Genomic DNA, 25,698 nt, shown 5'->3' with positions numbered 1-25,698 from the left:
CGGATGTACTTTTCATATATTCATGCAGCAGCAAAACTCCCCGGCGGATTTCATCCGGTTTCAGATGTTCGTAAGAAAAATCCCTGTGACTATGGGTCAATGTCACAGGGAAATTAATTTTCGTAATCATTATCAGCTGGTTAATTATTGACAGATGTTGCCTTGAGCAGGTGCTACCTGGATGTGGTGAAGTTTGAGATAATTTCTTTTGCCGCATTAATCAGTTCCGTTGCTTGTTCCTCAGTCAATTTGTTACTGGTGTTTAAAGCTTTTACTTCGTTAATAAAGGCATTCAATAAATTGACCGCATTGCTTTTGTCCTTCTCATTTAAATTAAGCGCGTTATCCAGTTTTACAGTCAGGCTTTTTTTAAGACCACTGTTTAGATCCAGATTTTCAATAGAGCCTTGAAGATGATTAATTTCTTCCGTAAAGTTATTTATTCCGAAGGGTTGTGTAAAACTGATGCCGCCAGCGCCTTTTAGCTGGGCGCGAATATAGTTGTTTACCTTGTCCTCATAGAAATTGAGGTCAATGGAGTTGCCCGTGGCGATGATCTGATCATCTGCAATCCATTCGATGGTGTTGTAGTTTTCGCCGTCGATGGTGATGCTATTTTCGTCCTGATCAACAGCAATATTTGTAATTTTAGGCGCGGGGCCGGAAGCCGTGAAGTCCACACCAAGTTCTCTTTTTGCTATCAATGCCACGGCGTAGAAGGTGCCGGTCTCCATGGAGTAGCGCACATGCTCAAGGGTGTTTTCCGGCATCAGCATCATATTGTAGCTAAAGCCTGTATTATTAACATTGTGGGTGTCGTCGTTGGAGAAACCCCATACCGGGCGGTTGGGCATTGTCTGCATCAGGATGTTGTCCCACAGTATCCTGTCACTTATAGAGTCACCATCCTTTTTATTAATTATCTCCATGCCTACGCAGGAGGGATACTTCATGAAAAGGTCTACATATTTTGCCACGACGGACGGGTCTCTGGAAACTGCCGCGCCATCTTCAAAGGACATATTTCTGGCGCCGGTGTATCTGCCGGCATGGTTGATGTGGGAAATACCGCCTAAAGCTTCACACTGAGCGATTTTGCTTTCCAGTGTTGCGCCTTCAATGTTATTGAAATCGGCCCAGAAAGTGTTCAGGTGATCAGATATGGACTGCTCATTTGAATAGGGAATGCCGATCATTCCTCTGCCGTCCCTGTCTGTGCCTGAATTTATTTCAGCCAGGCGTTCCTGTGTCAGGTAGACTTTATCCGCCGGTCGATCTGTTCTGTCCCAAGTGGTATTGGTGAAATTATGATCGGTGAGTGCCATGATGTCATAGCCTTTGGCGTAATGATCTTCAAACATATCAGCAGGAGTATTGGCACCGTCACTCTCAATAGAGTGAGAGTGGAAATCAGCTTTGTACTGGCCATAGGTAGACCAGTTAACAGTTGCGTAAGGGTTGGTGATGTGGTAGTCATTTGTCCCCTCTACCGTGGTTTCAGCTGTTGAAATACCTCCGAAGGTAAAGTTTGCGAGCATTAACACTGAAAGACTAACGGCCAGCTTTCTCTTTATTGTTTTAAGCATATTGTTTAACCCCTTTCTTGAATATAAACACACCCAAGAATAATCGCCTCTTATAGCTGCAAACTATTATAGTATTTCTCAGGACCTCCTTTCCAGTTTTAGATTTGGTGCATGATTTGGTGCATGTCTATTATAAATTGCCGGGTTTAAATGCAATTGAAGTTTATGTTAAGGCCAGAAAAAAATAATGTAAAAAAAGGAACATGTTCCATTTTGAACCGAATGAGTTGGTTTATCTCGTTAACCGCCGCTAAGACTCCCGCCTCTACAGGCGGGAGTCTTAGCGGCGATAAACTCGAAATAAGTGCGACTAAGGTTCAGATGGGGTCAAAACCCCACCTGAACCAAGTCTTCTTTATTAACTGAAATTTAACACCAAAATCACTAACATAAAATTTAATTCACAGTTGATTAACAAAAGTTGTTTATAGTACATCTAGTTACTTAAAACCAAAATATAACAACATCCGGAGTTTTTAGTATGTGCTCGCGAGGCCAAGCATCAAAATTGAGCGTTTTGCAGTATGGCAATACCATTTATGTCGGTTTGGGTAATAATTTCCTCGAGGTAATTTCAGAAAGGAAGTAGCCGATGATAAAAAAATTTGCGGAAAGTAATTTGATAAAATCGCTGTTCTTGCAGCCCAATCTGCCTTGGGGGGATAGAATCGGTTTTCAGTACCGGATTATGGCAATTATAGTTGTTTTGGTTGTTTTTATCCTGTCTTTACAAGGTATGACAACCTATTATACCAGTAAGAATTTGCTGCAGCGTTACAATGATGAAATGTTAAAAAGCTCGGTTAAAAATATGGCTGAAAAAATAGATCTTTATTCCAGTGTTGTTGATAGCCGGGAAATCACGAGAAAAACAGAATATTTAATGACTAATGAACTGGCAACCTTTAATGCACAAAAAATTCCGGTACAGATTTATATCTTGGATCACCAGGGGGCGATAGTACTTTCAACTTCCAAAGATAACAGTACCCAATTGTCCAAGGAAACGCTGCAAAAAATATTAAATTCCCGCAATGGGTTACAAGGGATTCAGATTAGTGGAGATATGTTCAGGCTTGCTTACCAGCAAATACCGGGACGCAATTGGACCTGCTTGATTAAGCTGGCTGAAGCAGATTATTTAAAGCCTGTTATCTACCTTCGCAACATGGTGACCGGATTGGGCCTGGTAGCGATGCTGGTTGCAGTTGTATGTTGTATTTGGTTGGCCGGAAAATTTTCCGGCCCCCTCAATGATTTATGCGCTGTTATGGCCGGGGCAAGTATGGGCAACTTAACTGTCAGGGCGAAAGAGAGAGGTGTGGGACGTGAATTTTCCTTGCTGGGCCAAAGTTTTAACAATATGCTGGCTAAACTTGGTGAAATGATTGATCAATTTAAAGAGACAGGTTCAGGCCTTTTAACTACAAGTCAAAAGATGCAACTGGTATCGAAAAACCAGCTGGATAACGTTGCGGCAACAGAATCCAGTGCGATAGCCATCAATGGTGTTATGAAATCAGTAGCCGGATTGGTAGACCTGGCTGAGAAAGCCAGCCGTGAAATGATGCTTGCATCCGAAGAAGGGATGGCGGCATTAAAGACAGTGGTGTCCAGAATAGAAGAGAACATGAAAAACACTGCCCGGGGAACAGCTACCATGCAGCAGCTGGATAAAAACATACAAGAAATTAATAATATGTTAAATGTCATCAAAGAAGTGTCGGAGCAAACCAGGCTGCTATCTTTAAACGCTTCCATCGAGGCCGCCAGGGCGGGGGAATTGGGACAGGGCTTTGCCGTGGTGGCCGGTGAAGTCCGCCGTCTGGCTGATGATACGGCTACATCAACTAAAAATATGACGATAATTGCCTCTGCTATTGAAGGACAAAGTATGGTGGTGCAAGAGCAGGTAAAGATAGCCGATGAAATGGTAAAAGAAGGCTCCGCTGCTTCTGAAAAAGCGCAGGAAGCACTGGCCAGGGTTTTTGATCGCATTACGGCGACTGACCGTTACATTATGGATATTTCACAGCAAATTAGAGAGGTTGCCGGCGGCGTTGACCAGATGGCAGTTACAATACAGCATATTGCCGGTGATATTGAGCAGCACGATGATTTTGATCAAAGTGAGTGTTTCTCTGCTCTGGAAATTTCCAATCTGGCTCAACACCTGGCTGATATGGCCTTAAAAATTCAAGACCACCTAAATGAGTTCAATTCTACTCAGGAGTCAGAGTAATGAGGTGTTTAAGTTGCAGCTTAATTTTTGGAAGAAATTATTAGCACATAAAAATAATAATGGTTCCATTGTTACCAGGCCAATCAGCAAATTAATCATGTCAAACAGCAAGAATATAAACGGGAATTTCATTCTGTTTTATCTTGATATAGTTAACTTTAGTAAATTTGAACAATTGCTTGGATTAGACACGGCAAAGACAGTTCTTAAATATGTAAACAACCAGATCCATTCGGCATTTCCACAAATGATGTCGCTTAACAATAATGAACTAATTATTGACCGGGTAATGGGCGATGATTTTATAGTGCTGTGCCCCAATAGTAAATATCAGGATAGTGAGCTGCAAAACATTGCCATAACTCTGAGTATCGCCCTTAAAGAAAATATTAATAAACATTGTTTTACGCAAACAGGGTGGACTTTTGATATTAGGGTGGGGTTCTCTTTAATTGTAATCAATAGCATGAAAGATCTGGAGCACCAGCTTTATGTGGCGTTCAGGGAGGCCCAGAAGGTAGCCCATGGCCTGCTTGACCATAAAAAGGTCGGGTTATTGGAGGAATTTAAAAAAATCCTGCACACAGAAAACGTTAATGCGGTTTTTCAACCGATAGTTTCATTGGAAAACGGTAGTACGCTGGGGTGGGAGGCTCTTACCAGAGGCCCGATAGATGGGCACTTTCATTCTCCCGCGGTGCTTTTTAGTTTTGCTGAGGAGGTGGATATGTTATATCCCTTGGAAAGATTATGCAGAAAGAAGGCAATTTCAGCCATTGGTGATCTTAATTCTGATCAGAAATTATTTTTAAATATTAACCCAGGCACTATCAGCGACCCTAATTTTGTCAGCGGTGAAACCTTAAAATATATAGATGTAATTGGTGTTAAGTCTAATAATATAGTTTTTGAGATCACAGAGCATACTGATGCGGCAAACTTCCCTAATTTCAGAAAAACGCTCAATCACTACCGGGATCAAGGTTATATGGTGGCTGTTGATGATGTTGGTTCCGGGTTTTCCAGTCTCAGTACCATAGCCTTAATCAGACCGGATTTTTTAAAAATGGATATGTCTTTGGTACAGGGGATAAGTTATGATCCGGTGAAAAAAGCATTAATGGAAACTATTGTAATTTTCGCCGAAAAAATAGGCTGTAAAATAATTGCCGAGGGAATTGAAAGCGAAACCGATCTTAATACCGTTATGGACCTTGGGGTTCATTACGGTCAGGGCTATATATTTGCCAGGCCGGAGTATCCAAAACCTAATCCCGAAAAGAAAGTAGTAATAAATATACTTAACACGGATTTGGGTGGCAAACGGAAGTTCTGGCGCTATACCATTCCAGTCAGTGATATTATGGAAAAGTGTCATACAGTGGGCCGGAGAGTTCTTGTTAAGGAGGTTAAGGAATTCTTTAGCAGCAATCCGAATGAAGCCGGTGTAGTTGTTCTGGAAAACAATAAACCACTGGGCATAGTTATGAAGCAAGACCTTTATCAAGAGCTGTCAACGCTTTATGGCATGTCCCTTTATCTTAATAAACCAATTGAAACTATCATGGATAAACGGCCGCTGATGGTGGATAGTAGTGATCCGATTCAGGTTGTGTCTCAGATGTCGATGTCAAGGGAAAGTTCAAAGCTTTACGATATTATAGTCATTACCAGTCATGGTGAGTATGCCGGTATTTTATCGGTTCAAACTTTATTGGACGCCATGACCAGAATACAATTGGAATATGCCCGCAGGGCCAACCCGCTTACCGGTTTGCCCGGTAATAAAATGATTGAGGATGAAATTAATACCAGGCTCTCTGCAGGGGAAAATTTTTCATTAATCTATTGTGATCTTAATAATTTCAAATCGTATAATGATAAATATGGTTTTGAAGAAGGCGATAGGATCATTTTATTAACTTCCAGGATAATACAACACTGCGTCAATAAATATGACTCAAAAAACAGCTTTGTTGGTCATATTGGTGGTGATGATTTTATTGTTATCGTTGGATGTGTTGCAGTAGAAAAGATTTGCCGAAGAATAATCCGCTTGTTTGATAGGATTATTCCTCAACGTTATGATCCTTTAGACAGGCAGCATGGATGTATTCAAGGCAAAGACAGGGACGGCAACGATAAATGCTTCCCGATAATCGCCATATCAATGGCTATTATTGATTGCGGCGATAAGGGTCAAGCCTCTTCTTTGCAGGATATAGTTCAATTATCGGCCGAGTTGAAGAAATATGCCAAAACTTTTGGTAAAAGCGTTTTTACCAGAGACAGGAGGTATAAGGAAAATCAGAGTAGATCTGCATTTAAATAAATGAACTATACATCTGCGCATTATAAGCGTAAAATAATCCCCACTTTGCCAACAAAGTGGGGATTATTTTTTACCCTCGCCTGCGCTTAGGTTTAAAGGATGGAGGGAAATACAATGGAGCTTAATTTTAAATAAAGGGAGTTTTGTGTAGTATTTTTGCAGTCGTTAACAGGAAAAGGTTTATTGCAAGGATAATTAAATAGCAACCGGCTGGGAAAAACGAGGCGACGCTGTGCTGTTAGACATTTTAAAAGATATAAAATTCAAGATATTTTTAGGTCTACTACTGTTAATAGTTTTAGTTCTTTTGGGGGTAATGTTTTTTGCCGTGGACAAAGACTCATCCGGTGTGCCTAAGATTATTAATGGCAGTCTCGATGTGGCAAATTGGCATTCAGACAGCCATGGCATGATAAATTTAAGTGGTGAATGGGAATTTTTTTGGCAGAAGTTTTATGCTTACCATGATTTGAGTGACGGCAGTCGGAAACCTGATATTATGGCTAAAGTACCGGCAGTGTGGAATAGCTATAAGATTAACGGTAAAAATCTGCCGGGATTCGGATTTGCAACCTACAGGCTTAAAATTAAAAATATGGATATTAGCAAGAAAATTGCTATAAGAATGCCTACCGCTTCAACCGCCTTCAGGTTATATGTAAACAACGAGCTGTTTGCTGCCAACGGCAGAGTCGGAATGGACGGACAGCATTACAGCCCCCAGTACCTGCCTGTCAAAGTGGAATTTATGCCGCCCTCCCGGGACTTCGACATTATCCTCCAGGTGGCAAATTTCTCATACGCCCGCGGAGGAGTGTGGTATCCGGTATACATGGGTTCCGCTGAAGGAATAGCAGCGTATGACCGGAACATTGCCTATAAAGATATGTTTTTACTTGGAGCCTTCCTGATCATGGCGCTTTATTACCTCAGTATATTCTTTATGCGCCGTGAGGATAAAAGCAGCCTGTATTTTGTTTTTCTGTGCCTGATTGCGATCGGAAGGACTGCGATTTACGGAGACTATTCTATCAGTAAAATATTTCCATGGGTTGGCTATCACATCATCGTAATGATAGATTATTTCACCCTTTATTGGTCTTCTGTCGCGCTTGCATTTCTGATCGGCGAGCTTTTTCCCGAACATACCTCCAGAAAGCTGCTGCGGGTATTTGTCGTCTATGCCTCCGGAATGACTTTGTTTACAATGCTGGCGCCCATATACATATATACAAGCCTGACCTACCCCATTGAAGCTGTGGCGCTTGCAATTGCCTTCTACGCGGTCATCTGCGCTGCAAGAGCCTTTCCCATGACCAAAGTGGACTCTGCAATCATCATGGTTGGAACTTTGGCCGTCGCATTGGGAGGTGTCCATGCGGTGCTTTATCATAACGACATCATATTATCCAGTATCGGGGAGCTTTCCTCCTTTGGCTTCTTTATTTTTCTTTTTCTGCAGTCCTTTATTCTGGCCAGACGGTTTGCCAAAGCCTTCAATGACGCCAAAACCATGTCGGAAAAGCTAATGAAGCTTGACAGTCTGAAGGATGAGTTTCTTGCCAGCACCTCCCATGAATTAAGGACGCCGCTTAACGCCATAATCAACCTTGCTGATGGTTTATCCAGAGGTACCGAGGGTCCGGTAAACGAAGATCAGAAAGCTTGCCTTTCCATGATTACAACCAGCGGAAAACGTCTTGCCAACCTGATCAACAATATTCTGGATTATTCTAAACTTAAGCACTTTGATTTAAAAATGAACCCTGAGCCTGTCACTATGAAACGTATTGTTGAAAGCGTTATGAATGAGCTTGGCAGGTTATATAAAGCAGAAGATCTACAAATGCTCATTGACCTGCCAAATGACCTGCCCAATATTCTTGCAGATGAAAACAGGATGCTTCAGATACTGTATAATCTTGTCGGAAACGCGTTAAAATTCACGGAAACCGGATATGTCAAAGTGTCGGCAACGGAAGCGGGAGATGTTGTTGAAATTTGTGTTGAGGATACGGGAATCGGCATTCCGGAAGACAAGCTTGACATCGTATTTGAATCCTTCCACCAGCTTGAAGCTTCCCTGAGCCGAAGCAACGGAGGTACAGGGTTGGGGCTTCCCATTACCAGATATCTGGTTGAGGCGCATGGCGGTAAAATACGTGTTGAATCAAAGCTCGGGATTGGTTCAAGATTCTATTGCTCCATTCCGGCTGCCAAGGAAGCTGCTGAAAAAAAATCATGGCCATATAAAACGGCGAGAGCTGAAATAGCAGCTGCTGAATACAGTGAAAAGCATATTGAAAAGTTCCCGTACAGACATAAAACGGACGGCCCCCATATCATGCTGGTGGATGATCATAGATCCAATCTGATGTCTCTGGCAGGTATTCTTAAAATGAATAATTATTCAGTCACGGCAGTTACTTCAAGCAGGGAATTCTTTGCGGAATTCAAAGCGGCGGAGGATGTGTCCCTGGTCATTTTGGACGTGATGCTGCCGGAACTGTCAGGGTATGATATATGCCGTGAAATTCGCAAAAGCTTTTCAGTTTCCGAACTGCCCGTATTGATGTTGACAGCCAGAACAACAATAAGTGATATTGTCACAGGTATAGAATCCGGGGCGAATGATTATCTGGCCAAGCCTTTCGATGTGGAAGAGCTTTTGGCCAGAGTTAATACGCTGATACAGCTCAAAGCATCCGTGGACAAAGCCATAGCGGCGGAAATGGCATTTTTGCAGGCGCAAATCAAGCCTCATTTTTTGTACAACGCATTAAATACGATTATCTCCATTTCGCGAGACGATATAAAAAATGCGCGGAACTTAATGATCGACTTTAGTGATTATTTGCGAAGGAGCTTTGACTTCAAGGATTTAAGCCAATTTGTGCCGTTAAAGAATGAGCTTGATCTGGCCAAAGCCTATGTTGAAATAGAAAAAGCCCGCTTTGAGGAGCGTCTTGCGGTGGATTTTCAGCTTTTGGGAGATATGGAGGTCAGGTTTCCCGTCTTGATGATTCAGCCTTTGATTGAAAATGCCATTATTCACGGGATTCTGCCAAAGCCTGAGGGCGGCCGTGTTGACGTGGTGGTCAAAAGAGTTGAAAAAGCTGTACAGGTCATGATTAAAGATAATGGTATCGGCATGGATGAGGCCAAGTTGAAAGAGGTCCTGGGGGACGAGCGGAAAAAAGGTATCGGCCTTGGCAATATTGAAAAAAGGCTTAAAAAAATTTCCGGAAAAGGACTTGAAATAAAAAGTAAACCGGGCGAAGGCACGGAAGTTATTTTTATTATTCCTATAAAAAAATAATTATTATAATTTTGATCAGCATAGTTTAAAAAAGCTGTGAAACCTTTGATAATATTGGTTTTGCAGCTTTTTTGCTTGGCCTCCCGGGGGCGGTTTGGGGAGAATTTGGGGAGAATCTTTTGATATAAAGTAATTAAAAGTCGGGATGTGCGTTGATGAAGGTATACCTATTGGAGGCGGAAGGCGAGACTCTGGATAAAATGCTGCTCTGGCTGTCTGAGAATGCTCTGGTTAAGGTTGTCGCAGTTTTTGCAAAGCCTGACGATTTGTTGAAAAGAATCGCAAGAGAGAACCCCGATCTTGTTTTTATCCGGCTTGGAAATGATGAAATACCCGGGCTTAAAACCGGCGGTATCGTTATGGCTTTAGATCAAAACATCAGGGTTGTTTTTGTTTCGGATGAGCGTGATTATGCGCTTAATGCTTATGAAATAGGCGCTTACGGTTATCTGCTTTGTCCCGTTACCAAGGACAAGTTTGACAAACTTGTGCGTCACAAATAATAAATTAAATTTAATAAAGGAGTGTTGTTATGTTGCAGGGTAATGACAAAGGGTACTTGAGGCTTGCCCTGGGGGTCGGCGTTTTAGTGGTCTTGGCAGCAGGGATGTTGTTCGGTGTTTGGGGGTATACATCTGCTCAAGTTAAAAATGAAGCCGGGTTAACGATAGTTGACTCAAAAGAAGCCCTTATTGCGGTGGATATACCGCCTTCGTTGTCTATTACACAAGGTTTTTCCGACAGCTGTGGTACTATTACCAACAATAAGTCTGAAATAGTAGAAATAACGGTTGTCGGTACCGGTGAGTTTGATGTAGACGATTTATATTTGTCACCCGGGGATTCTACAGATCTTAAAATAGCAATTCCAGGTGCTGAGGAACCGGGTCTACATAACTATAGAGGAACGGTAACGGCTGAATGGGATGGAGGACAGGCCGAGATAAATTTTGATGTTGAGGTATATGTGGAAGCAATTGAGGGGGAAGGACCATAAAACCAAAGCCAAAAGCTAAAAGCCAAGGCCGGTGTGAGGAGAACCGGGCAGGCATTCTGACTACTGAATTCTGACTCCTGAGTACTGAATAAATAATTGACAGGGGGAGATAACAATTACTGCATTACCTACATTACCCTCATTACCTTATGGTTTACAAAAAAAATTATTATCCCATCATATTCGATGGGCGGTTATGCTTATTGCAGTTTTGTTTTTAATTCTTACAGCCTATTCCTTGATTACGCCGGCCGAGGTTAAAAAAGAGGTTATTAATCAAACCCTGGAGCAAAGAGTAACCTTTAGCCATTCAGTTATTCCCCAAAGGTCCATACTTTATCCCGAACCGGAACCGCTTACCAACCAAGCGGGAAAATACTTCATCAAAATCATAGATGAGTTTAAAGTAGGAATAAAGGCGGATATAGTGTCTAATCCCAAAGTTCCGGTTGAGGGAACGTCAACGGTAGATTTAAAGCTGCGGGCCCGGGAAGATGACGTTGATTTGTGGAGCCGGGATTATATATTAAGCCCTGAAGCTAAATTTGAAGGAACAGGAACATTTCCGGTTATTGATGACGCCTTTATCGTTCCTTTACCGGCGATCCAGGAATTTATTAAACAGGTAGAAGAAGAAACCGGAATACGCCCCCGAAACGGATATCTATTGGACATAACCCCGGTTATCAAAACCAAGGCTACAAACAAAGAAATTACCAATGACTTTAATCCTTCTCTTTCGTTCTCTCTTTCACAAAACCGGATTATCTCCCAGAGTAAACTACAACAAGAAAATATTGTTTCTTTAGCCGATACCAAAGTTATACCCGGTTACATAAATATTCTGGTTTGCCGGGTTCCGGTTGTTTATGCCAGGTATATCTTTGGTGGATTAACTTTGTTAGGCCTGGGAGCAGCTGTTTGGTTGTTTGGTTTATATCGCCGCAATAAGCCGTTTGAGTCCGAGGCCCTTACCATTAACCGCCGTTACCGGAGCCGGATTATCACCGCTCAAAACAGCTTGCTTAATAGCGAGCTGTCGGTAATACATTTACAAAGCTTTAAAGAATTGCTCAAACTGGCGGATGAGCGAGATAAGAGCATTATCAGTATATGCGAAGACGGCAATAACACCTGCCGCTACTGTGTGCCGGACGGTAAAACTTTGTATTGTTACCTGGCTTCCAATGAAGCTCCGGAACGGAGTGATGCGCCTCCGCGGTCCTCGATGAATGAACGGGTAATTTCTGAAACGGGGTCAACGGTATGAGTACGCTTACTGCCGGCAAAGAAAATAATTCAGGTGGTATTGGAAACCTGCGTTTGCTGCCGGTTTTTTCCTCCGGTCTGCCCGGCGGACCCCGGGTTTTGGAACTATACCGCTATATTTCCTGGTTGTTGACATCTTTGTTTTACCTTTTGGGACCGCCGGATTCGCCGGTTTATTTCAAACTGGGGGTAATTGCGGCCCTGCTGGTGGCTGGAAGGGTTTCGGTGTACCTGTATGAGCATAACAGCGAAGCTTCCACTGCTTTGCTGGGTCTGGTTAGCGTAGAGACCGTCGGTATTGCCTTGTTATTGATTCCCACCGGCGGTCTGGATAGCCCTTTTATGTGGTATGCCTTGAACCCTATTTTTATGGCGGCGGTACTGCTGCCCGGGGTGTATTGCTGGCTGGTGCTCTGTGTATTTCTAGCCGCGGCGTCAACGGGAACTGTTCTTTTACATGAGGCCGCGTCCATATTAACCGTATGGGGGGAAGATTCATGGCTGGTGCTGGTATTTTTACTGCTGACTACGGCGGCGCAGCTCTTTGCACGGCTGGCCCGGCAGTTGTCCCGGGCCTATGACAGTCTTGCTCTGGCACACCGGGTTACAGAGCATTCTTTGGCGCATATCTCGTCCCTATACCAGGCCTTGGAGGCGTTTTCCAGCGGAGAAAACCCACGGCGCCTGGCCGGGCTGCTGGCCGATTACTCCATGAAGTTGAGCGGTTCCCGGGTGGGGTTGTGTTATTTGGAACTTGATGACGGCAGTGAATATTGGGAGACGGTTGATCCCGAAGGCCTTTTACCCCGCGGGGTTGAAAAAGAGGCAACCAGTGCCGTCGGGCATTACTTGAAGGAAGGCGTTAAAAGCAAGCATTACCTGCCGGTTGTTGGTGCTGATACGGGTAAATATAAGCTAGTTTGCTTGCCGGTGCAATCGCCGGGGGCGCATTATGGATGGCTGGGGTTTGGCGTGTCCGATGATGAAACTGAAAACGATGCCCGGGCGGTTCATTTCCTGGCGGAACTGGGGGCCGTCGTACTGGAACGCTGTAAAACCGACGAATTGGCGGCACGCTTGCTGGTATCGGAAGAGCAAAACCGCATTGCCGGCGAGATTCACGATGGTGCATCGCAATATCTGTTCAGCATTGTCTATGCCCTGCATGCCCTCGGCCGGCGGAAGGGGAGTTTGCAGGATGAGCAAGTACAGCGGCAGTTAAGCCTGGTTCAGGAAACTGCCAACCGGGCTGCCAGGGAACTGCGGGCCTCTATATACAGAATCAGCCCGCGCCGGCGGGGTGAGCAAGTTTTTATTGCCGGGATGTCTTCATACCTGCAAAGGTTGGCCCGGCTCAGCGGAGTGGAAGTGGATTTCAAGCACGAGGGAGATGAAGAAGATTTAAGTCCCGCCTTGCGTAAGGCGTTTTACCGTATCGTGTGTGAGGCGACATCCAATGCCGTACGTCACGGGAAGTGCGACAGCATCAAAGTGTCATTGCGGATGGTCCCAGGGGACATGTGTCTGGAAATAAGTGATGACGGGCAGGGGTTTAATGTTATTGCACCGGCCTGCAAGGGGCTGGGATTGGCGAACATGCGCAGTTTAATGTCCGATTTTAACGGTGATTTTGATGTACAGTCCGGGTCTGGCAAAGGGACCAGTGTGATCTGCAAAGTGCCCGCCGGGGTTACCGCGGATCATGCACATACGGGAGGTGGTAATATTGAAGGTTGCTGTGGTTGATGATCACCCGCTAGTGAGGGAAGGCATCCGGTCTGTTTTGGAGATGGAAGATGACTTTGAACTGGTCGGCTGGGCGGGTAGCGGCAGGGACGCCCAACAGCTCATACCGCCGCTGCATCCCGATGTGGTTATGGTGGACCTGCGCCTGCCGGGGGAATACGGTGTGGAAATTATTAAAAATTTACGGCCGCATCTCCCGGGCTGCCGGTTTATTGTTTTAACTACTTACTCTGGAGCGGAGGATATCAGCCAGGCTCTGGAGGCAGGTGTGGACGGGTATATTCTGAAAGAGGCGCTACCGGAGGAAATGCTTTTGGCTTTGCGACTGGTGGGGCGGGGGCGACCGTATTTCGATCCCGCAGTAATGCAGTCAGTGGTGCGGCAGCCCCGGGGGGATAACGCGCAGCTGTCGGAATTGACCGGGCGTGAGCTTGATGTTTTGCGGGCTCTGGCCCGGGGGTTGAGTAATAAAGAGATTGCCGCCCTGCTGTACATTACCGAACATACGGTAAAAAAACATATCAGCGGTATACTCGGCAAGCTACAGTTGAAGGATCGGGTCCAGGCCGCATTATATGCCGCAGCCCATGGCATTGCGAATAACGATGCCCACGGGAGCGGTGTCCCGGATTGATACTCTGGCCAAAGGAGTCTATTAAACGATGGAAAAGACGTCATGGAAAGTTATCGGCGCTGTATTGCTCTTGGTGTTGAGTATAATAGTCACCGGCGCCGTCGGCACAGCTGTTTTAAAGCGCCCGTTTTTAATGGCCCCCATTCGTTCCAACAGTATGTGCCCGCTCTTTGAGCGGGGTGATGTGGTAATCATCAAGCCTGTGGACGGCAGCCGGGTCAAAGCGGGGGAGATCATCGTTTTTCATCCCCGGGAGGGGGGACTGGCGGGACAAAATTGGGTCTTGCACCGGGTTACGGGCGGAAACCCGGCGGACGGTTTTATTACCCGGGGTGACGCCAACGAACATACCGACCAGTCCACCGGTACTTTACCGGTGCAGCCCGGTGATATAGCGGCGGCGGCGGTGACCCTAGGCGAGCACCAGCTGCGGATCAGGCTGCTGGGCTACCCCTCTCTGTGGGTGGAACAATACAACGACAGCCCCTACGCCTTACCGTTATGCCTGGGCGCGGTGGGCTTGCTGTTGATTATCACCGAGCTGAAGGACGGCGGGAAACGGAGGCGCAAATCCGGAACCACCCCGGCTTATGTCGTTTATCCTGCCGCCGGGATGACCATTTGTATTTTACTTGCTGCCACCCAGATAGCGGCCAGCTCTTTTCTCACCTTTCAGTATGAAGTGTCCCCGTCATCCCGGGGCGTCCTGATGGGCAGCCCGGTGGGCATTATGCAGCAGGGGGATGTCATTGAACGGGATGTAGCTACGGTGGGGGGCAGCGGGTTTTTGCCTATGATTGTCTCGGTGACCACTGCCGACACGCAGTTCACCTTCAACAAAAGCCTGTTTTTAACCAACCCCGGCAGCAAAGAAAAAGTGGTGGCCACAGTGGAGGCGAAACAGGCGGGTAAGTATAAAAGCATGGTTTATGTGGGAGTGTTTCTGCCCACGCTGCCGCCGGCGCTGGTGCACAACCTGGCCCGGGTCAACTACTGGCTGACCTTGGGGGCGGTATCCTTGGTACCGGCTTTGCCGCTGGTGCTTTGGCCGGTAATAGACAGGCGCCTGCGCCGGCAAATGAGGCGGGCCGTCCGCAGGCGCGTATTGCGGGTAACGCAAAAAGTGCTTCCTTAGAGAATATAAAGAACATCCCCGGGCGGGGATGTTCTTTATTGTTGTAAGTGGTACTAAAGTATAAGGTCATTACGGTAAAGCAGGCTACTATGTTTCTACCTTAGTATAACGGGATTAATCTACTCCGGGATTAGTGAATACGGTACCATTTATCCCGGGCGGACTATGCCTTGGCGTGATGTGGGGTCACCGCGGATTCTTTATAATTACAGTGAGGCTTAGGTCAATTGTAAAAAATATAAAAATATTAGGAGGTCGGTATTGTGAAGAAAGGGTTGTTTATGGTTATAGCTTTGCTGGCGGTATCCTGCCTGATGGCGGCCGGGGCGTACACCTCGGCCACGGTGTCGAATGCCGCGTCATTAGCGGTAGCTACCACCGATACTGCGCTGGTGGCACTGACTGCGACACACGTAGGCGCTGATGTAGGTTTTGAAGACGCTACTGTGGATACAAGTAGTAATGTTTTAAGCTTTAACTTCAATAAAGGCAGACTTGATGCGAATGATGGAGATAATGACCAGTATGGTCTTCAAAAGGATAGCGTATACACCTGGTGGGATGATACCAATGCGTATGGTTTATTCCAAGTTACAAACAACTCTAAGGACACTGTACAACTTACCGTTACAGAAAAGGAAACGACGAACGACACCAATATTGACTTTGATTTCATAATGGGCATTGAACGTGGTGTGACTGATTACGATAGTGGTTGGAAGGATACAGGAGTCTCAGCGGGTTATTATTCTGTTACCTTTAATGATGAAAGTGCTAAACTGGCGCCTGGAGAGACAGCTGAAATTGGGGTAAGGATTAATGTCTTAGATTCAGCAACAAATGCGTTGTCATTCTTCGATATAGATGTTACTGCTGAAGCAGTAACTCCTCCACCGGCGTAATCCAACATAATACAGCTTAACAATAAGTATATAAAAAGCCTCTTCATTAAAAGGGGCTTTTTATACCTTATATTTTTCAAGTAACTGTGAAGCTGCTGTATGCCGCTCCTTATACGGCAGTCTATATTCTGGCCAGTAGGAGGTGAGTGTTTGAAGAAATTTATTTTACTGGGGTTGATTTTTTTCCTGGCCGCGGCCGGTTTAATAGGAGTTCAGGCCGGTACCGGTGCAGCGCCGGCTGGCAATGATATAACGGTGGCAACGGTGCCCGGCTGGCTTGCTCTAGAGCCCTCCCGCAACGGGCCTGTTGAATGGGACGGGGGGACCAAGAACATGGCCGGGTACGCCGATGAAAACGCCTGGGTGGATGAGGACGGCAACCTGCATTTTGACTTTGCCAAAGGCATGGACGGCAATGCATTTGGTTTTCAACCGGGCAGCTATTATGAGTTTGACCGGCTTTTCAAGTTGATCAATCAAAGAGACCGGTCGATAAACGTTTCCATAAATGTGCAGGATATGGGGGCATACCGGAATTATATTCTGATTGGCACCCAGTCGAGCCGGACTTTGGTAAAGGATTTTACGCCAAAGGATCATGCTACCTTCCCGTGGCCCAACCCTAACAAGTCACGACGCATTGCAGCCGGTGATTCCATATGGGTTTCGGTGCATTTCGACATCCCGCCGGATGCGGAGTTGACCGCACCCGTGGCCGGTAAACTGGTGATCACCGCATCATACGATGAGGGCGGGAGAAACAATGTCCGTGAGTCTATGCCGGGAGTTGAGGTTGCAGTTGATGGACAAAAGCGGGAGCAGGTCGCCACAGTTATAACCACAAAAGAAGGTGGCCGGACGGTTACCACGGTCACGGTTGACCCGAAGCTTGAAATAGAAGGCCATAACTCCGTGGTTACTATACTTGCCAATACCAACTCCGATGTGGTGATTTGTGAACTGAACGGTCAGTTGGTCAAGAACATGGAGCAGAAGCAGGCAGTGCTGGAAATAAAAACTGAAGCCGCCACCTACACTCTGCCGGCCCAACAGATCAATATAGATGCTGTTTCCGGGCAAATCGGCCAACAGGTTGCACTTCAGGATATTAAGGTAAACATTGAGATAGCCAGGAGTTCCGCGGAGACTGTCCGGATCATTGAAAACAGTGCCAGGAAGGGCGAATACACAATTGTGGCGCCTCCGGTTGATTTCAAGGTTACCTGCACTTACGGCGATAAGACGGTGGAAGTCAGCCGGTTCAACGGCTATGTTGAAAGGACCATTGCCATTCCCGACGGTGTTGATCCACAGAAGATTACCACGGGTGTCGTACTTAACAGCGATGGTACCGTAAGCCATGTACCCACCAAAATAATTGTCATTGACGGCAAATATTACGCCCAAATCAACTGCCTTACAAACAGCACGTACTTTGTAATATGGCACTCTAAAACCTTTAAGGACGTGGAGAATCACTGGGCCAGGGACAGCGTGAATGAAATGGGTTCAAGGTTGGTTATCGGCGGTGTAGACGAAAATAATTTTGCGCCCGACCGGGACATCACCCGCGCTGAGTTTGCCGCCATAGTCGGCAGAGCCCTTGGACTTAAGGCCGGCGGCACAGCCGACAAATTCAGCGATGTTAAAGGAAATGACTGGTTCTGCGGTGCAGTTGGCGCGGCCTGCGAATACGGCATCGTCAGCGGCTATGAGGATGGAACCTTCAAGCCTGACCAGGCTATCTCCAGGGAAGAGGCTATGGCGATGATCGCCCGCGCCATGGAGCTAGCCGGAATGGACACCAATATTGCCGGTTCCGGCGTAGACGCAAAACTGGCCGAGTTCAAGGATAAGGACAGCGTTAACGGTTGGGCGAAAAAGTCTGTTGCTTCATGCATCAAATATAATATAGTAGTTGGCAGCAACAGCGTGCTGGCACCGGATAACAACATCACCAGGGCTGAGACTGCGGCCATGATAATGAGAATGCTGCAGCAGGCAGATTTGATTTAGGACATAGGTTAATCACTCCAAAACCCCCGTGGTTAAACACTATGGGGGTTTTTTAAATATTTTTGATATTCGGGAGAAGAGAGTTGGGTTTGTTGGCAGGAAAAGGTTTGTTGCAAGAATAATTAAAAAAGAGCAAGGAAAGAGCAAAGGGGATGTCGGAATATGATCAAAGCTGTTTTAATTGATGATGAAAGACCCAGCTTAAGAGAGCTTGAATACTTGCTCAAAGAGGACGGCAACTTTGCAGTGGTCGGCATGTTTATAAATCCTCTGGAAGGTATTGATCAGATCAATACTTTGCAGCCGCAAGTTGTATTCCTTGACATCCATATGCCGCAGTTAAAAGGAATTGACGCTGCTTCACAAATCCTGGATAAATGCCCCTGGGTGGATGTGATTTTTGTTACGGCTTATGATCAATATGCCATTGAAGCATTTGAACTTCACGCCCTGGACTATATACTGAAGCCTGTTAAAAAAGAGCGCTTTGATAAAACCCTGAGCAGGATTATAAAAAAGAACAACTACACCATATCCCCAATAACCGGAGAAAAGTTCAAAATTAGCTGCCTGGGTAATTTCCAAGCCGGCTGGGAGGGGCAGGCGCCGATAAAGTGGCGTTCGGAAAAAACAAAAGAACTTTTTGCCTTTTTACTTCATCATGAAGGCAGGGAAGTAACCAAGGAGAAGATATTGGAAGCCATCTGGCCCGATACCGAGGTGGTACGGGCGATACACCAACTTCATAACGGCATCTATTATATCAGAAAGACACTTGATAAATATGATGTTGACGGAACACGGATTGCCGTGGAGGGAAGTTATTTGCTGAAACTGGGAGAGGCTGAGACCGATGTCCTGCTTTTCAAAAAATATATCCAATTAATCAGTAAGGGTGAGAGTAGCCTGGAAGCGCTGGCAAGGGTGGAAGCTCTTTATAGCGGCGATTATCTGGAAGGGGTTGACTGGATGTGGGCCGACCTCGAACGGGAGCGGCTATTAATGAATTATATTGAGGTTGTGCTGAAATTGTCCCAAATTTATATACAAAATAAAAAATTTGACCAAGCCGAGGAGATTTTATTAAAAATATTCAAGAAAAATCCTTATCTGGAAGATACGACAAAGCTTCTTTTAAAGCTGTATAAGCACATAAACAAAAGAAATAAGGCTATCAGTCATTTTATGGGGTACAAAAAAATTCTCCAAGAAGAACTGGGAATAGAGCCTGAAGAAGATATCCAAAGTTTTTTAGAAATTTAATGATATAGGATAAGTATTTACAGGAAAGCAATATGGAGTTAACAAAGGTTGTCTATAATTGATATAACACTTTTTCAAACCTCCTTTCATGTAAATAAATGTTTCCTGCGGGCATGTTGAATTATATCAATTGCCCGCTTTTTTTTAATATAAATGGCATCAATATAAATAGCATCGGCCTGATGGACTGCCGGTATAATCTATAACTTTGGCATCCATAGATTTTCTATTTAAGCTGTTTGGATGCTTGGGTAAAATATTTATTGCTAAATCACAATTTTCACCCGGCCACCTGGGATTTAAATCTACCTTGCACAGTCCTGGTTCGGTACGTTTTTTGGAATTAAGGTAATATGGACATTCTTTGCATTTCAACGTTAAACACCTTCCTAACTAAAAAATTACCCAACCGCCTGGTTGGGTTTTGTATTCGGGAGAGGTAGAACTAGTAATTTTTCTTTCTTTTTAAATAATAGCAGGTAAAAGTTAACCCTTTTTTGCGTTATTGTTGCTATTGGGTAAATTTTTGACTAATTAAAGGTGATCATGATTTAGATTTATTTAGATATCTTTAACCTTAACTGTAAACTCTCTTAACTTTTGGGCTTTAAAATTATATTGGGTAAATTGAATTATTTGAGGATTTGCTGATTCGACCCAAGAGAAATACCTGTTTGCCTGCGTCCAATATCATCTAGGGGGTTTGGTATGATTATAAAGGTGCTTGATACAAACGTGCTTCTTGATAGACCTATCGGCGATATTCTAAACACGATGGAACCATGTAATATAGTTATACCACTGGCGGTAATAAACGAATTGGATGGTTTTAAGCACCTTGATGATTCACGTGGCTATTGCGCCAGACAGGCGATCAGGTTTCTGGACGCTTTGCGTCCGAACTTGCATCGGGGTGTTGTTATTGAATCAGGCCATGTCATCACTGTTGAATTAAATCATTTAAATGTCGATCTGCCCGTTTTTTTGCCCAAAGACAAGGTCGACACGCGTATAATCGGGGTAGCCAAAGGATTAGGGGAACAAGCCAGGGAAGTATCCCTGGTTACCCAGGATATGTGCGTGCGTATTCTTGCTGATGCGCTGGGGATCTGCGTTGAAAATTATGTTGTGGAAAAAGTAGATCCCGAAATACTTTATCAGGGTTGGGTGGCTATTAGCATCAACAGTGATGAAATACAGCAATTCTACCAGCACAATATGATCGAGTATGAGTCAGATAAATTATTAGATAACCAGTATCTGGTCATGAAGGATGAAACAGGAGGAAAAAACCTGGGCAGGTATAATAAACGGGCAAGAAAAATATTTCCTCTATGCAGAGAAATGAATATATTTGGTATCAATCCGATTAAAGACAACATTGAACAGCATTTTGCAATAGATGCTCTGTTAAATCCCGATATCCATTTGGTCACCCTCATGGGGCCGGCCGGTACCGGCAAGACTTTGCTTGCTTTAGCCGCCGGACTTCATCAGGTGGTTAACTTGCAGCGATACAGCAACCTGGTGGTATCGCGGGCTTTAATACCTCATGGACATGATATTGGTTTTTTGCCGGGGTCCAAGGATGAAAAAATAAGTCCCTGGATGGGAGCTATTTTTGACAATTTGCAATATTTGATTCGAAATTTCACTTCATCCAAGTATGGAGCATCTTCCACACCTGCTGAAAAACTGAAATCATTCATGCAGGAAGGATACATTGATCTGGAGGCGCTGACTTACATCAGGGGGCGTTCAATTCCACAGCAGTGGATAATAATTGACGAGGCTCAAAACCTGACCAAGGAAAATATAAAAACGATTATCACCAGAGCAGGTGAGGGGACAAAACTTATTATCATCGGTGATATCCAGCAGATTGACAACTGCAGGTTATCTGCTCAAAACAATGGTTTTGTGACACTGATAGACAGGTTTAAGGGTAATGAATTATATGCTCATGTTTCGTTGTGCAAAACCGAACGCAGCCGGCTGGCGGCTTTGGGCGTTCAACTTTTAGCCTAAAAAATTATTAATTTATGATTTTTAAAAAAGCATTAACCAGACCGGGGTCAAATTGGGTGCCTGCGCATTTCTTTAGTTCAGCCAGGGCCTCTACTCCGGTCATTTTCTGTTGATAAGGACGGCCGTGCGTCATAACGTCGTAAGCATGGATGATTGCCAGTATGCGCGAAATATAAGGGATCTCTTCCCCCTTCAGGCCGCGGGGGTATCCCTTGCCGTCCCATTGTTCGTGATGAGCTAGAATTGCCTCTGCTATATGCGGTATGTCCGGTAATATATTTACAATCCGGCAGCCAATTTCCGGGTGCCGTTGGATTGATTGCCATTCCACCGGAGATAAAGAGGAAGTTTTATTTAATGCTTCATTATCCAATGCAACGTTGCCGATATCATGCAATTCGGCCAGGAGGACGAGGTTGTTTAATTCATTTTGCGGCAGGTTAAAGCTTTGGCCCACTTGCAGAGCAAGCTCTTTGAGCCGTTGAATGTGGTCTTCTGTATCGTATGTTTTATCATTCATTGTTTTTATCAGGGTTGATAAAAATGTGCTGCCAACGGCTCTGCTTACAGATAGTTTACATTGATACATCCGGTCCTCCGCGGCTTTAATTACACTTTGCATATCAGTTTCCGGGTGCTCCTTGGTGCTCTGTCCCAGGGCAATGCTGATCGGTATGGGACTGTCCTGTATCTCGTTGCAAGCCTTTGTTATGCGCCGGCATATTTTTTCGGTTTCCCGGGCTGTAGTTTTAGGCAGCAGGATGGCGAATTCGTCTCCGCCCCAGCGGGCGATAATATCTTCTTGCCGGCAGGAATTAACGAGGATTTGGGCAAGCGTTGCCAGCAACTGGTCCCCTACTTTATGACCAAAAGTATCATTAACCAATTTTAAGCCATTGGCGTCACCTAAAATTATGCTTAACGGAAGCTGCCTGATTGTATCCAGGCGCTTTAACTGCTCTTCAAAATAGGCCCGGTTATAAAGTTTGGTCACTTTGTCATGAAAACTAAAGTGTCTAATCTCTTCCAGCTCGCGTTTTTGTTCAGTGATGTCTTCAAAAATGTAAAACCTGCCGTAATAGTTTTTTAGTTCATTATAAATTGGCGTTGAAAATCTTCGTAGTAATCTGCCGTCCAGTAGCATCACTTCATCTTCGATTATACTATGATTGCTTACGGTTTCTATAAATACCGGCGTGTCCTTGGCTATTTGGGCATTGCAGTGCGAGATTATGTTGCCGGTGAGTTGTTCGGGAATTGGACCGTCTTGGTTTATTACGTGTTCAAGGCTCCAGGTTCTGCAAAACTGCCGGTTAAAGTATAAAATATTACCTGTATGCTCGTTTAAAACAATCATGGCATAAGGGGACGAACCCGTTGCCAGTCGCAATAGGGCTTCATTAAAAGTTAGTTGCTTTTCAACTTTTTTTCTCATTGCAATGTTAGACAATAGGATTGCTATAACCACAAGCATAGCAGCTATCAAAACAAAAAGAATTTTAAATATGATTAAAGTTGCCTGGTCAGTGAAGGTTGGCATAGAAATATGCGAACCCGCAACCAGTGTTCCGAAAATCAGCAGGATAATAAGATAAACCCTGTTCAAAATAAATATCTCCTCTTTACAAACTAACGTTAAAATTCGCCGAAATTGGGATAATTCCTAGTTGCATATTAAAAGATTGAGCGTGGTCCACTCAATTTTATGAACCACCGGCTTGCCGTTACGGAGTATGTTTCCATCGCAGTAGATATTTACTGCTATAATTCACGTTTTTATGGTCATACTATTTAGCGTAAGGTTCGTAATGGCCGAGCCAAGATTATTACAGGGTCTCCACTGGCTCTGTAATAGCCGGCCAAAGGTTAATGCCGGATCAAAATGGTTCGGTATTAGCCGGCGGGAAGATCGGTAAGTGTTCCGGCAGGCTGTTTTACAGTCCGAACGATTGTAACGCGGTCACAAGGGATGTTTACCGGTCGAGCTAAGATCATTATGGGTATTGATAATTTAACATTGGGTTTGCAGCGGTCGAGAGATCGTTGCAAGCTCTATAGATATCCATAATGGTCGAGCAAAGATCATTGCGGGTGTCGTAACGGTTCATGGCAGCCGAAAGGTTGTCATGGGTTGCGCAGATATTCGTAATGGTTGTAGCGTAGGTCATTACGGGCTTATAACATAGAAACCCTTTTCTTACGGGAAAAGGGTTTCTTCTATTTTGCAAGCTTTAAAGGGTTGGCAAAACGGTTTTTAATTTAACTTAACAGAATATAAATATTGCCTTTACAAAAGTAACAAACGGTTTACTTTTCTTTAAAACTGTTTTGTTAGAGTATTTAATGGAGGATAAATTTATTCATTAATCAGTTATTAGACGAGAAAAGGTGATCACATGGCCAATAAAATGGCAACAAAAAATTTAAAATTGTTTTATAAAAACTTTCAGGCGCTTAAAGATGTTACGCTACCGGTTATTGAAAATAAAGTTACTGCTTTAATCGGGCCTTCGGGGTGCGGTAAATCCACCTTCCTAAAAACCTTAAACCGCATGAACGATGTTATTGACGGGACAAAAATAGAGGGAGAAGTTTTTCTTGACGGCATTAATATCTACGAATCGGGACTCGACCCGGTGGCTTTACGCAAAAAGGTGGGGATGGTATTTCAAAGACCTAATCCCTTTCCCATGTCGATTTATGATAACATTGCTTACGGTCCCCGTATCCACGGCATAAAAAACAGAAGTGCGCTGGACGACATTGTGGAAAAGGGCTTACGGTCTGCCGCTCTCTGGGATGAAGTGAAGGACCGGTTGCATAAATCGGCCCTGGGCCTTTCAGGCGGCCAACAACAAAGATTGGTCATAGCCAGGGTGCTCGCAGTAGATCCGGAAGTTATTTTAATGGATGAGCCCGCCTCTGCTTTGGATCCGATATCGACTTCCAAATTGGAGGATTTAATCCATCAGCTTAAAACGCAATATACCATTATTATAGTTACTCATAATATGCAGCAGGCGGCCAGGATATCCGACTACACCGGATTCTTTTTAAACGGCCAAATGCTTGAATATGACCTTACGAATAACATCTTTACGGCCCCCAGGAAAAAGCAAACCGAAGATTATATCACCGGCAGGTTTGGCTAAAGAAAGTTTTAAAGATATCTTTACATTATTTACACAACCTTCAAGCCCTCTTAAAAAGCGTCTGCTATATTTGCTTTAGTGAAATTTAATTGCATCCAATTAAAAAAGGAGGACAAGGTAAGAATGGTGAGGAGATTCAAGGTTTTAGGCTTATTGATTGGTGTCGTTTTGTTGATGGCTGTCGCAGCGGGCTGTGGAGGCAATACAGCCGATCAGCAGGGCGAGCAGTCCCAGGGACAGGAACAACAGGAACAGCAAGGCGGCGGTTCTACAGGTTCCATTACCGCGGTGGGCTCATCAGCACTGCAGCCCCTGGTGGAAGAAGCAGCCAAACAGTTCATGGCCAGCAATCCCGAAGCGCAAGTTGTTGTGCAGGGCGGCGGCAGCGGCACAGGTCTCAGCCAGGTGGCGTCCGGGGCCAGCGATATTGGTAACTCCGACGTGTTTGCGGAAGAAAAGCTTACCCCTGAGGAAGCTTCCCAGCTGGTTGACCACAAGGTTTGCGTGGTAGGCATGGCAGCGGTGGTTAATCCTGATGTAAAAGTGGACAATTTAACCCAGCAGCAGCTGATTGATATTTTCACCGGCAAAATAACTAACTGGAAAGACGTGGGCGGAGCAGACGTAAAAGTTCAGCTGGTCAACCGGCCCAGCAGTTCCGGCACCAGGGCTACTTTTAAAGCCTATGCGTTGAATGGCGCCGAAGAAGCCCAGGGTATCGAGCAGGATTCTTCCGGCACAGTGCGTAAAATCATCAGCGAAACCCCCGGTGCTATTGGCTACTTGGCCCTGTCTTACCTGGACGGCAGTGTTACCACTCTGAAATTGGACGGTGTTGAACCCAGTGAAGAAAACATAGCCACAGGTGAGTACCCGGTATGGGCATACGAACATATGTATACCAAGGGTGAGGCAACCGGTTTGGCCAAAGACTTCCTCGATTATATGTTATCCGATGAAGTTCAAAAATCACTGGTGGTTGATCTCGGCTATATTCCTTCCACTGATATGAAAATTGATCGTGATGCCAGTGGTAATATTACTAATAAATAAATGGCCATGTTACTGGTAAGAAGA

At 44.8% G+C, this 25,698-nt stretch carries 17 protein-coding genes; 15 read left to right on the top strand and 2 right to left on the bottom strand.

Annotated elements, in window-relative coordinates; genetic code table 11:
• Positions 1 to 173: 173 nt before the first annotated feature.
• A complete protein-coding gene (locus tag BM056_RS13845) occupies positions 174 to 1,586 on the bottom strand; it encodes an FIMAH domain-containing protein (RefSeq protein WP_092472025.1) in 1,413 nt (470 codons plus the stop codon).
• Positions 1,587 to 2,178: 592 nt separating this feature from the next.
• On the opposite strand from BM056_RS13845, the gene BM056_RS13840 reads away from it, so the two are divergent.
• The 13 genes from BM056_RS13840 (at position 2,179) to BM056_RS13775 (ending at position 21,469) form a co-directional block, all read left to right on the top strand.
• Positions 2,179 to 3,828 (top strand): methyl-accepting chemotaxis protein, encoded by a 1,650-nt coding sequence (locus BM056_RS13840; protein WP_092472024.1) that lies wholly within the window; start codon positions 2,179 to 2,181, stop codon positions 3,826 to 3,828.
• A gap of 13 nt (positions 3,829 to 3,841) precedes the next feature.
• Positions 3,842 to 6,160: an EAL domain-containing protein gene (locus BM056_RS13835; protein WP_165613527.1), complete on the top strand. Its 2,319-nt coding sequence runs from the start codon at positions 3,842 to 3,844 to the stop codon at positions 6,158 to 6,160.
• Between the two features lie 232 nt (positions 6,161 to 6,392).
• Positions 6,393 to 9,479 (top strand): ATP-binding protein, encoded by a 3,087-nt coding sequence (locus tag BM056_RS27295; protein WP_092472022.1) that lies wholly within the window; start codon positions 6,393 to 6,395, stop codon positions 9,477 to 9,479.
• Positions 9,480 to 9,634: 155 nt separating this feature from the next.
• A complete protein-coding gene (locus BM056_RS13825; protein ID WP_092472021.1) occupies positions 9,635 to 9,982 on the top strand; it encodes a response regulator in 348 nt (115 codons plus the stop codon).
• 29 nt (positions 9,983 to 10,011) lie between these two features.
• On the top strand, positions 10,012 to 10,476 hold the full coding sequence (locus BM056_RS13820) for a hypothetical protein (protein WP_092472020.1): 465 nt from the start codon (positions 10,012 to 10,014) through the stop codon (positions 10,474 to 10,476).
• A 196-nt stretch (positions 10,477 to 10,672) separates the two neighbouring features.
• Positions 10,673 to 11,746 carry a DUF5305 family protein gene (locus tag BM056_RS13815; protein ID WP_092472019.1) on the top strand — a complete coding sequence of 358 codons (1,074 nt, stop codon included), beginning with the start codon at positions 10,673 to 10,675 and terminating at the stop codon, positions 11,744 to 11,746.
• A complete protein-coding gene (locus BM056_RS13810) occupies positions 11,743 to 13,491 on the top strand; it encodes a sensor histidine kinase (RefSeq protein WP_092472018.1) in 1,749 nt (582 codons plus the stop codon). Before BM056_RS13815 ends, BM056_RS13810 begins: the two co-directional genes overlap by 4 nt.
• Positions 13,472 to 14,125, top strand: coding sequence for a response regulator (locus tag BM056_RS13805; RefSeq protein WP_092472017.1), 654 nt, complete (start codon positions 13,472 to 13,474; stop codon positions 14,123 to 14,125). The genes BM056_RS13810 and BM056_RS13805 overlap by 20 nt, the downstream gene beginning before the upstream one ends.
• A 28-nt stretch (positions 14,126 to 14,153) precedes the next feature.
• The gene (locus BM056_RS13800) at positions 14,154 to 15,260 is read left to right on the top strand and encodes a signal peptidase I (protein ID WP_092472016.1); all 1,107 of its coding nucleotides are present in this window, start codon (positions 14,154 to 14,156) and stop codon (positions 15,258 to 15,260) included.
• 263 nt (positions 15,261 to 15,523) lie between these two features.
• A complete protein-coding gene (locus tag BM056_RS13795; protein WP_092472015.1) occupies positions 15,524 to 16,162 on the top strand; it encodes a hypothetical protein in 639 nt (212 codons plus the stop codon).
• Between the two features lie 150 nt (positions 16,163 to 16,312).
• Positions 16,313 to 18,178, top strand: coding sequence for an S-layer homology domain-containing protein (locus BM056_RS13790; protein ID WP_165613526.1), 1,866 nt, complete (start codon positions 16,313 to 16,315; stop codon positions 18,176 to 18,178).
• 162 nt (positions 18,179 to 18,340) lie between these two features.
• Entirely contained in the window at positions 18,341 to 19,441 is a 1,101-nt protein-coding gene (locus BM056_RS13785) for a response regulator (protein ID WP_092472013.1), read from the top strand.
• Between the two features lie 708 nt (positions 19,442 to 20,149).
• Positions 20,150 to 21,469 (top strand): PhoH family protein, encoded by a 1,320-nt coding sequence (locus BM056_RS13775; protein WP_092472011.1) that lies wholly within the window; start codon positions 20,150 to 20,152, stop codon positions 21,467 to 21,469.
• Positions 21,470 to 21,476: 7 nt separating this feature from the next.
• On the opposite strand, the gene BM056_RS13770 is transcribed toward BM056_RS13775, so the two are convergent.
• Positions 21,477 to 23,075, bottom strand: coding sequence for a sensor domain-containing diguanylate cyclase/phosphohydrolase (locus tag BM056_RS13770; protein ID WP_092472010.1), 1,599 nt, complete (start codon positions 23,073 to 23,075; stop codon positions 21,477 to 21,479).
• A 790-nt stretch (positions 23,076 to 23,865) separates the two neighbouring features.
• Here BM056_RS13770 and pstB point away from each other — a divergent pair.
• Both pstB and BM056_RS13760 read left to right on the top strand, forming a co-directional pair.
• Positions 23,866 to 24,621: a phosphate ABC transporter ATP-binding protein PstB gene (gene pstB, locus BM056_RS13765; protein WP_092472009.1), complete on the top strand. Its 756-nt coding sequence runs from the start codon at positions 23,866 to 23,868 to the stop codon at positions 24,619 to 24,621.
• 123 nt (positions 24,622 to 24,744) lie between these two features.
• Positions 24,745 to 25,674 carry a phosphate ABC transporter substrate-binding protein gene (locus BM056_RS13760; protein ID WP_092472008.1) on the top strand — a complete coding sequence of 310 codons (930 nt, stop codon included), beginning with the start codon at positions 24,745 to 24,747 and terminating at the stop codon, positions 25,672 to 25,674.
• Positions 25,675 to 25,698: the final 24 nt, after the last annotated feature.

This window comes from Desulfotruncus arcticus DSM 17038, from assembly GCF_900113335.1.
GTDB classification, from domain to species: domain Bacteria; phylum Bacillota; class Desulfotomaculia; order Desulfotomaculales; family Desulfallaceae; genus Desulfotruncus; species Desulfotruncus arcticus.
Note: the sequence above shows the minus strand (reverse complement) of the source record. Positions and strands in the feature narration are given on the sequence as shown.

Coding starts and splice junctions, on each gene's coding strand:
- BM056_RS13840 (WP_092472024.1), top strand. CDS start 2,179: ATGATAAAAAAATTTGCGGAAAGTAATTTGATAAAATCGCTGTTCTTG.
- BM056_RS13810 (WP_092472018.1), top strand. CDS start 11,743: ATGAGTACGCTTACTGCCGGCAAAGAAAATAATTCAGGTGGTATTGGA.
- BM056_RS13820 (WP_092472020.1), top strand. CDS start 10,012: ATGTTGCAGGGTAATGACAAAGGGTACTTGAGGCTTGCCCTGGGGGTC.
- BM056_RS13800 (WP_092472016.1), top strand. CDS start 14,154: ATGGAAAAGACGTCATGGAAAGTTATCGGCGCTGTATTGCTCTTGGTG.
- BM056_RS13760 (WP_092472008.1), top strand. CDS start 24,745: ATGGTGAGGAGATTCAAGGTTTTAGGCTTATTGATTGGTGTCGTTTTG.
- BM056_RS13825 (WP_092472021.1), top strand. CDS start 9,635: ATGAAGGTATACCTATTGGAGGCGGAAGGCGAGACTCTGGATAAAATG.
- BM056_RS13815 (WP_092472019.1), top strand. CDS start 10,673: ATGCTTATTGCAGTTTTGTTTTTAATTCTTACAGCCTATTCCTTGATT.
- BM056_RS13785 (WP_092472013.1), top strand. CDS start 18,341: ATGATCAAAGCTGTTTTAATTGATGATGAAAGACCCAGCTTAAGAGAG.
- BM056_RS13845 (WP_092472025.1), bottom strand. CDS start 1,586: ATGCTTAAAACAATAAAGAGAAAGCTGGCCGTTAGTCTTTCAGTGTTA.
- BM056_RS13775 (WP_092472011.1), top strand. CDS start 20,150: ATGATTATAAAGGTGCTTGATACAAACGTGCTTCTTGATAGACCTATC.
- pstB (WP_092472009.1), top strand. CDS start 23,866: ATGGCCAATAAAATGGCAACAAAAAATTTAAAATTGTTTTATAAAAAC.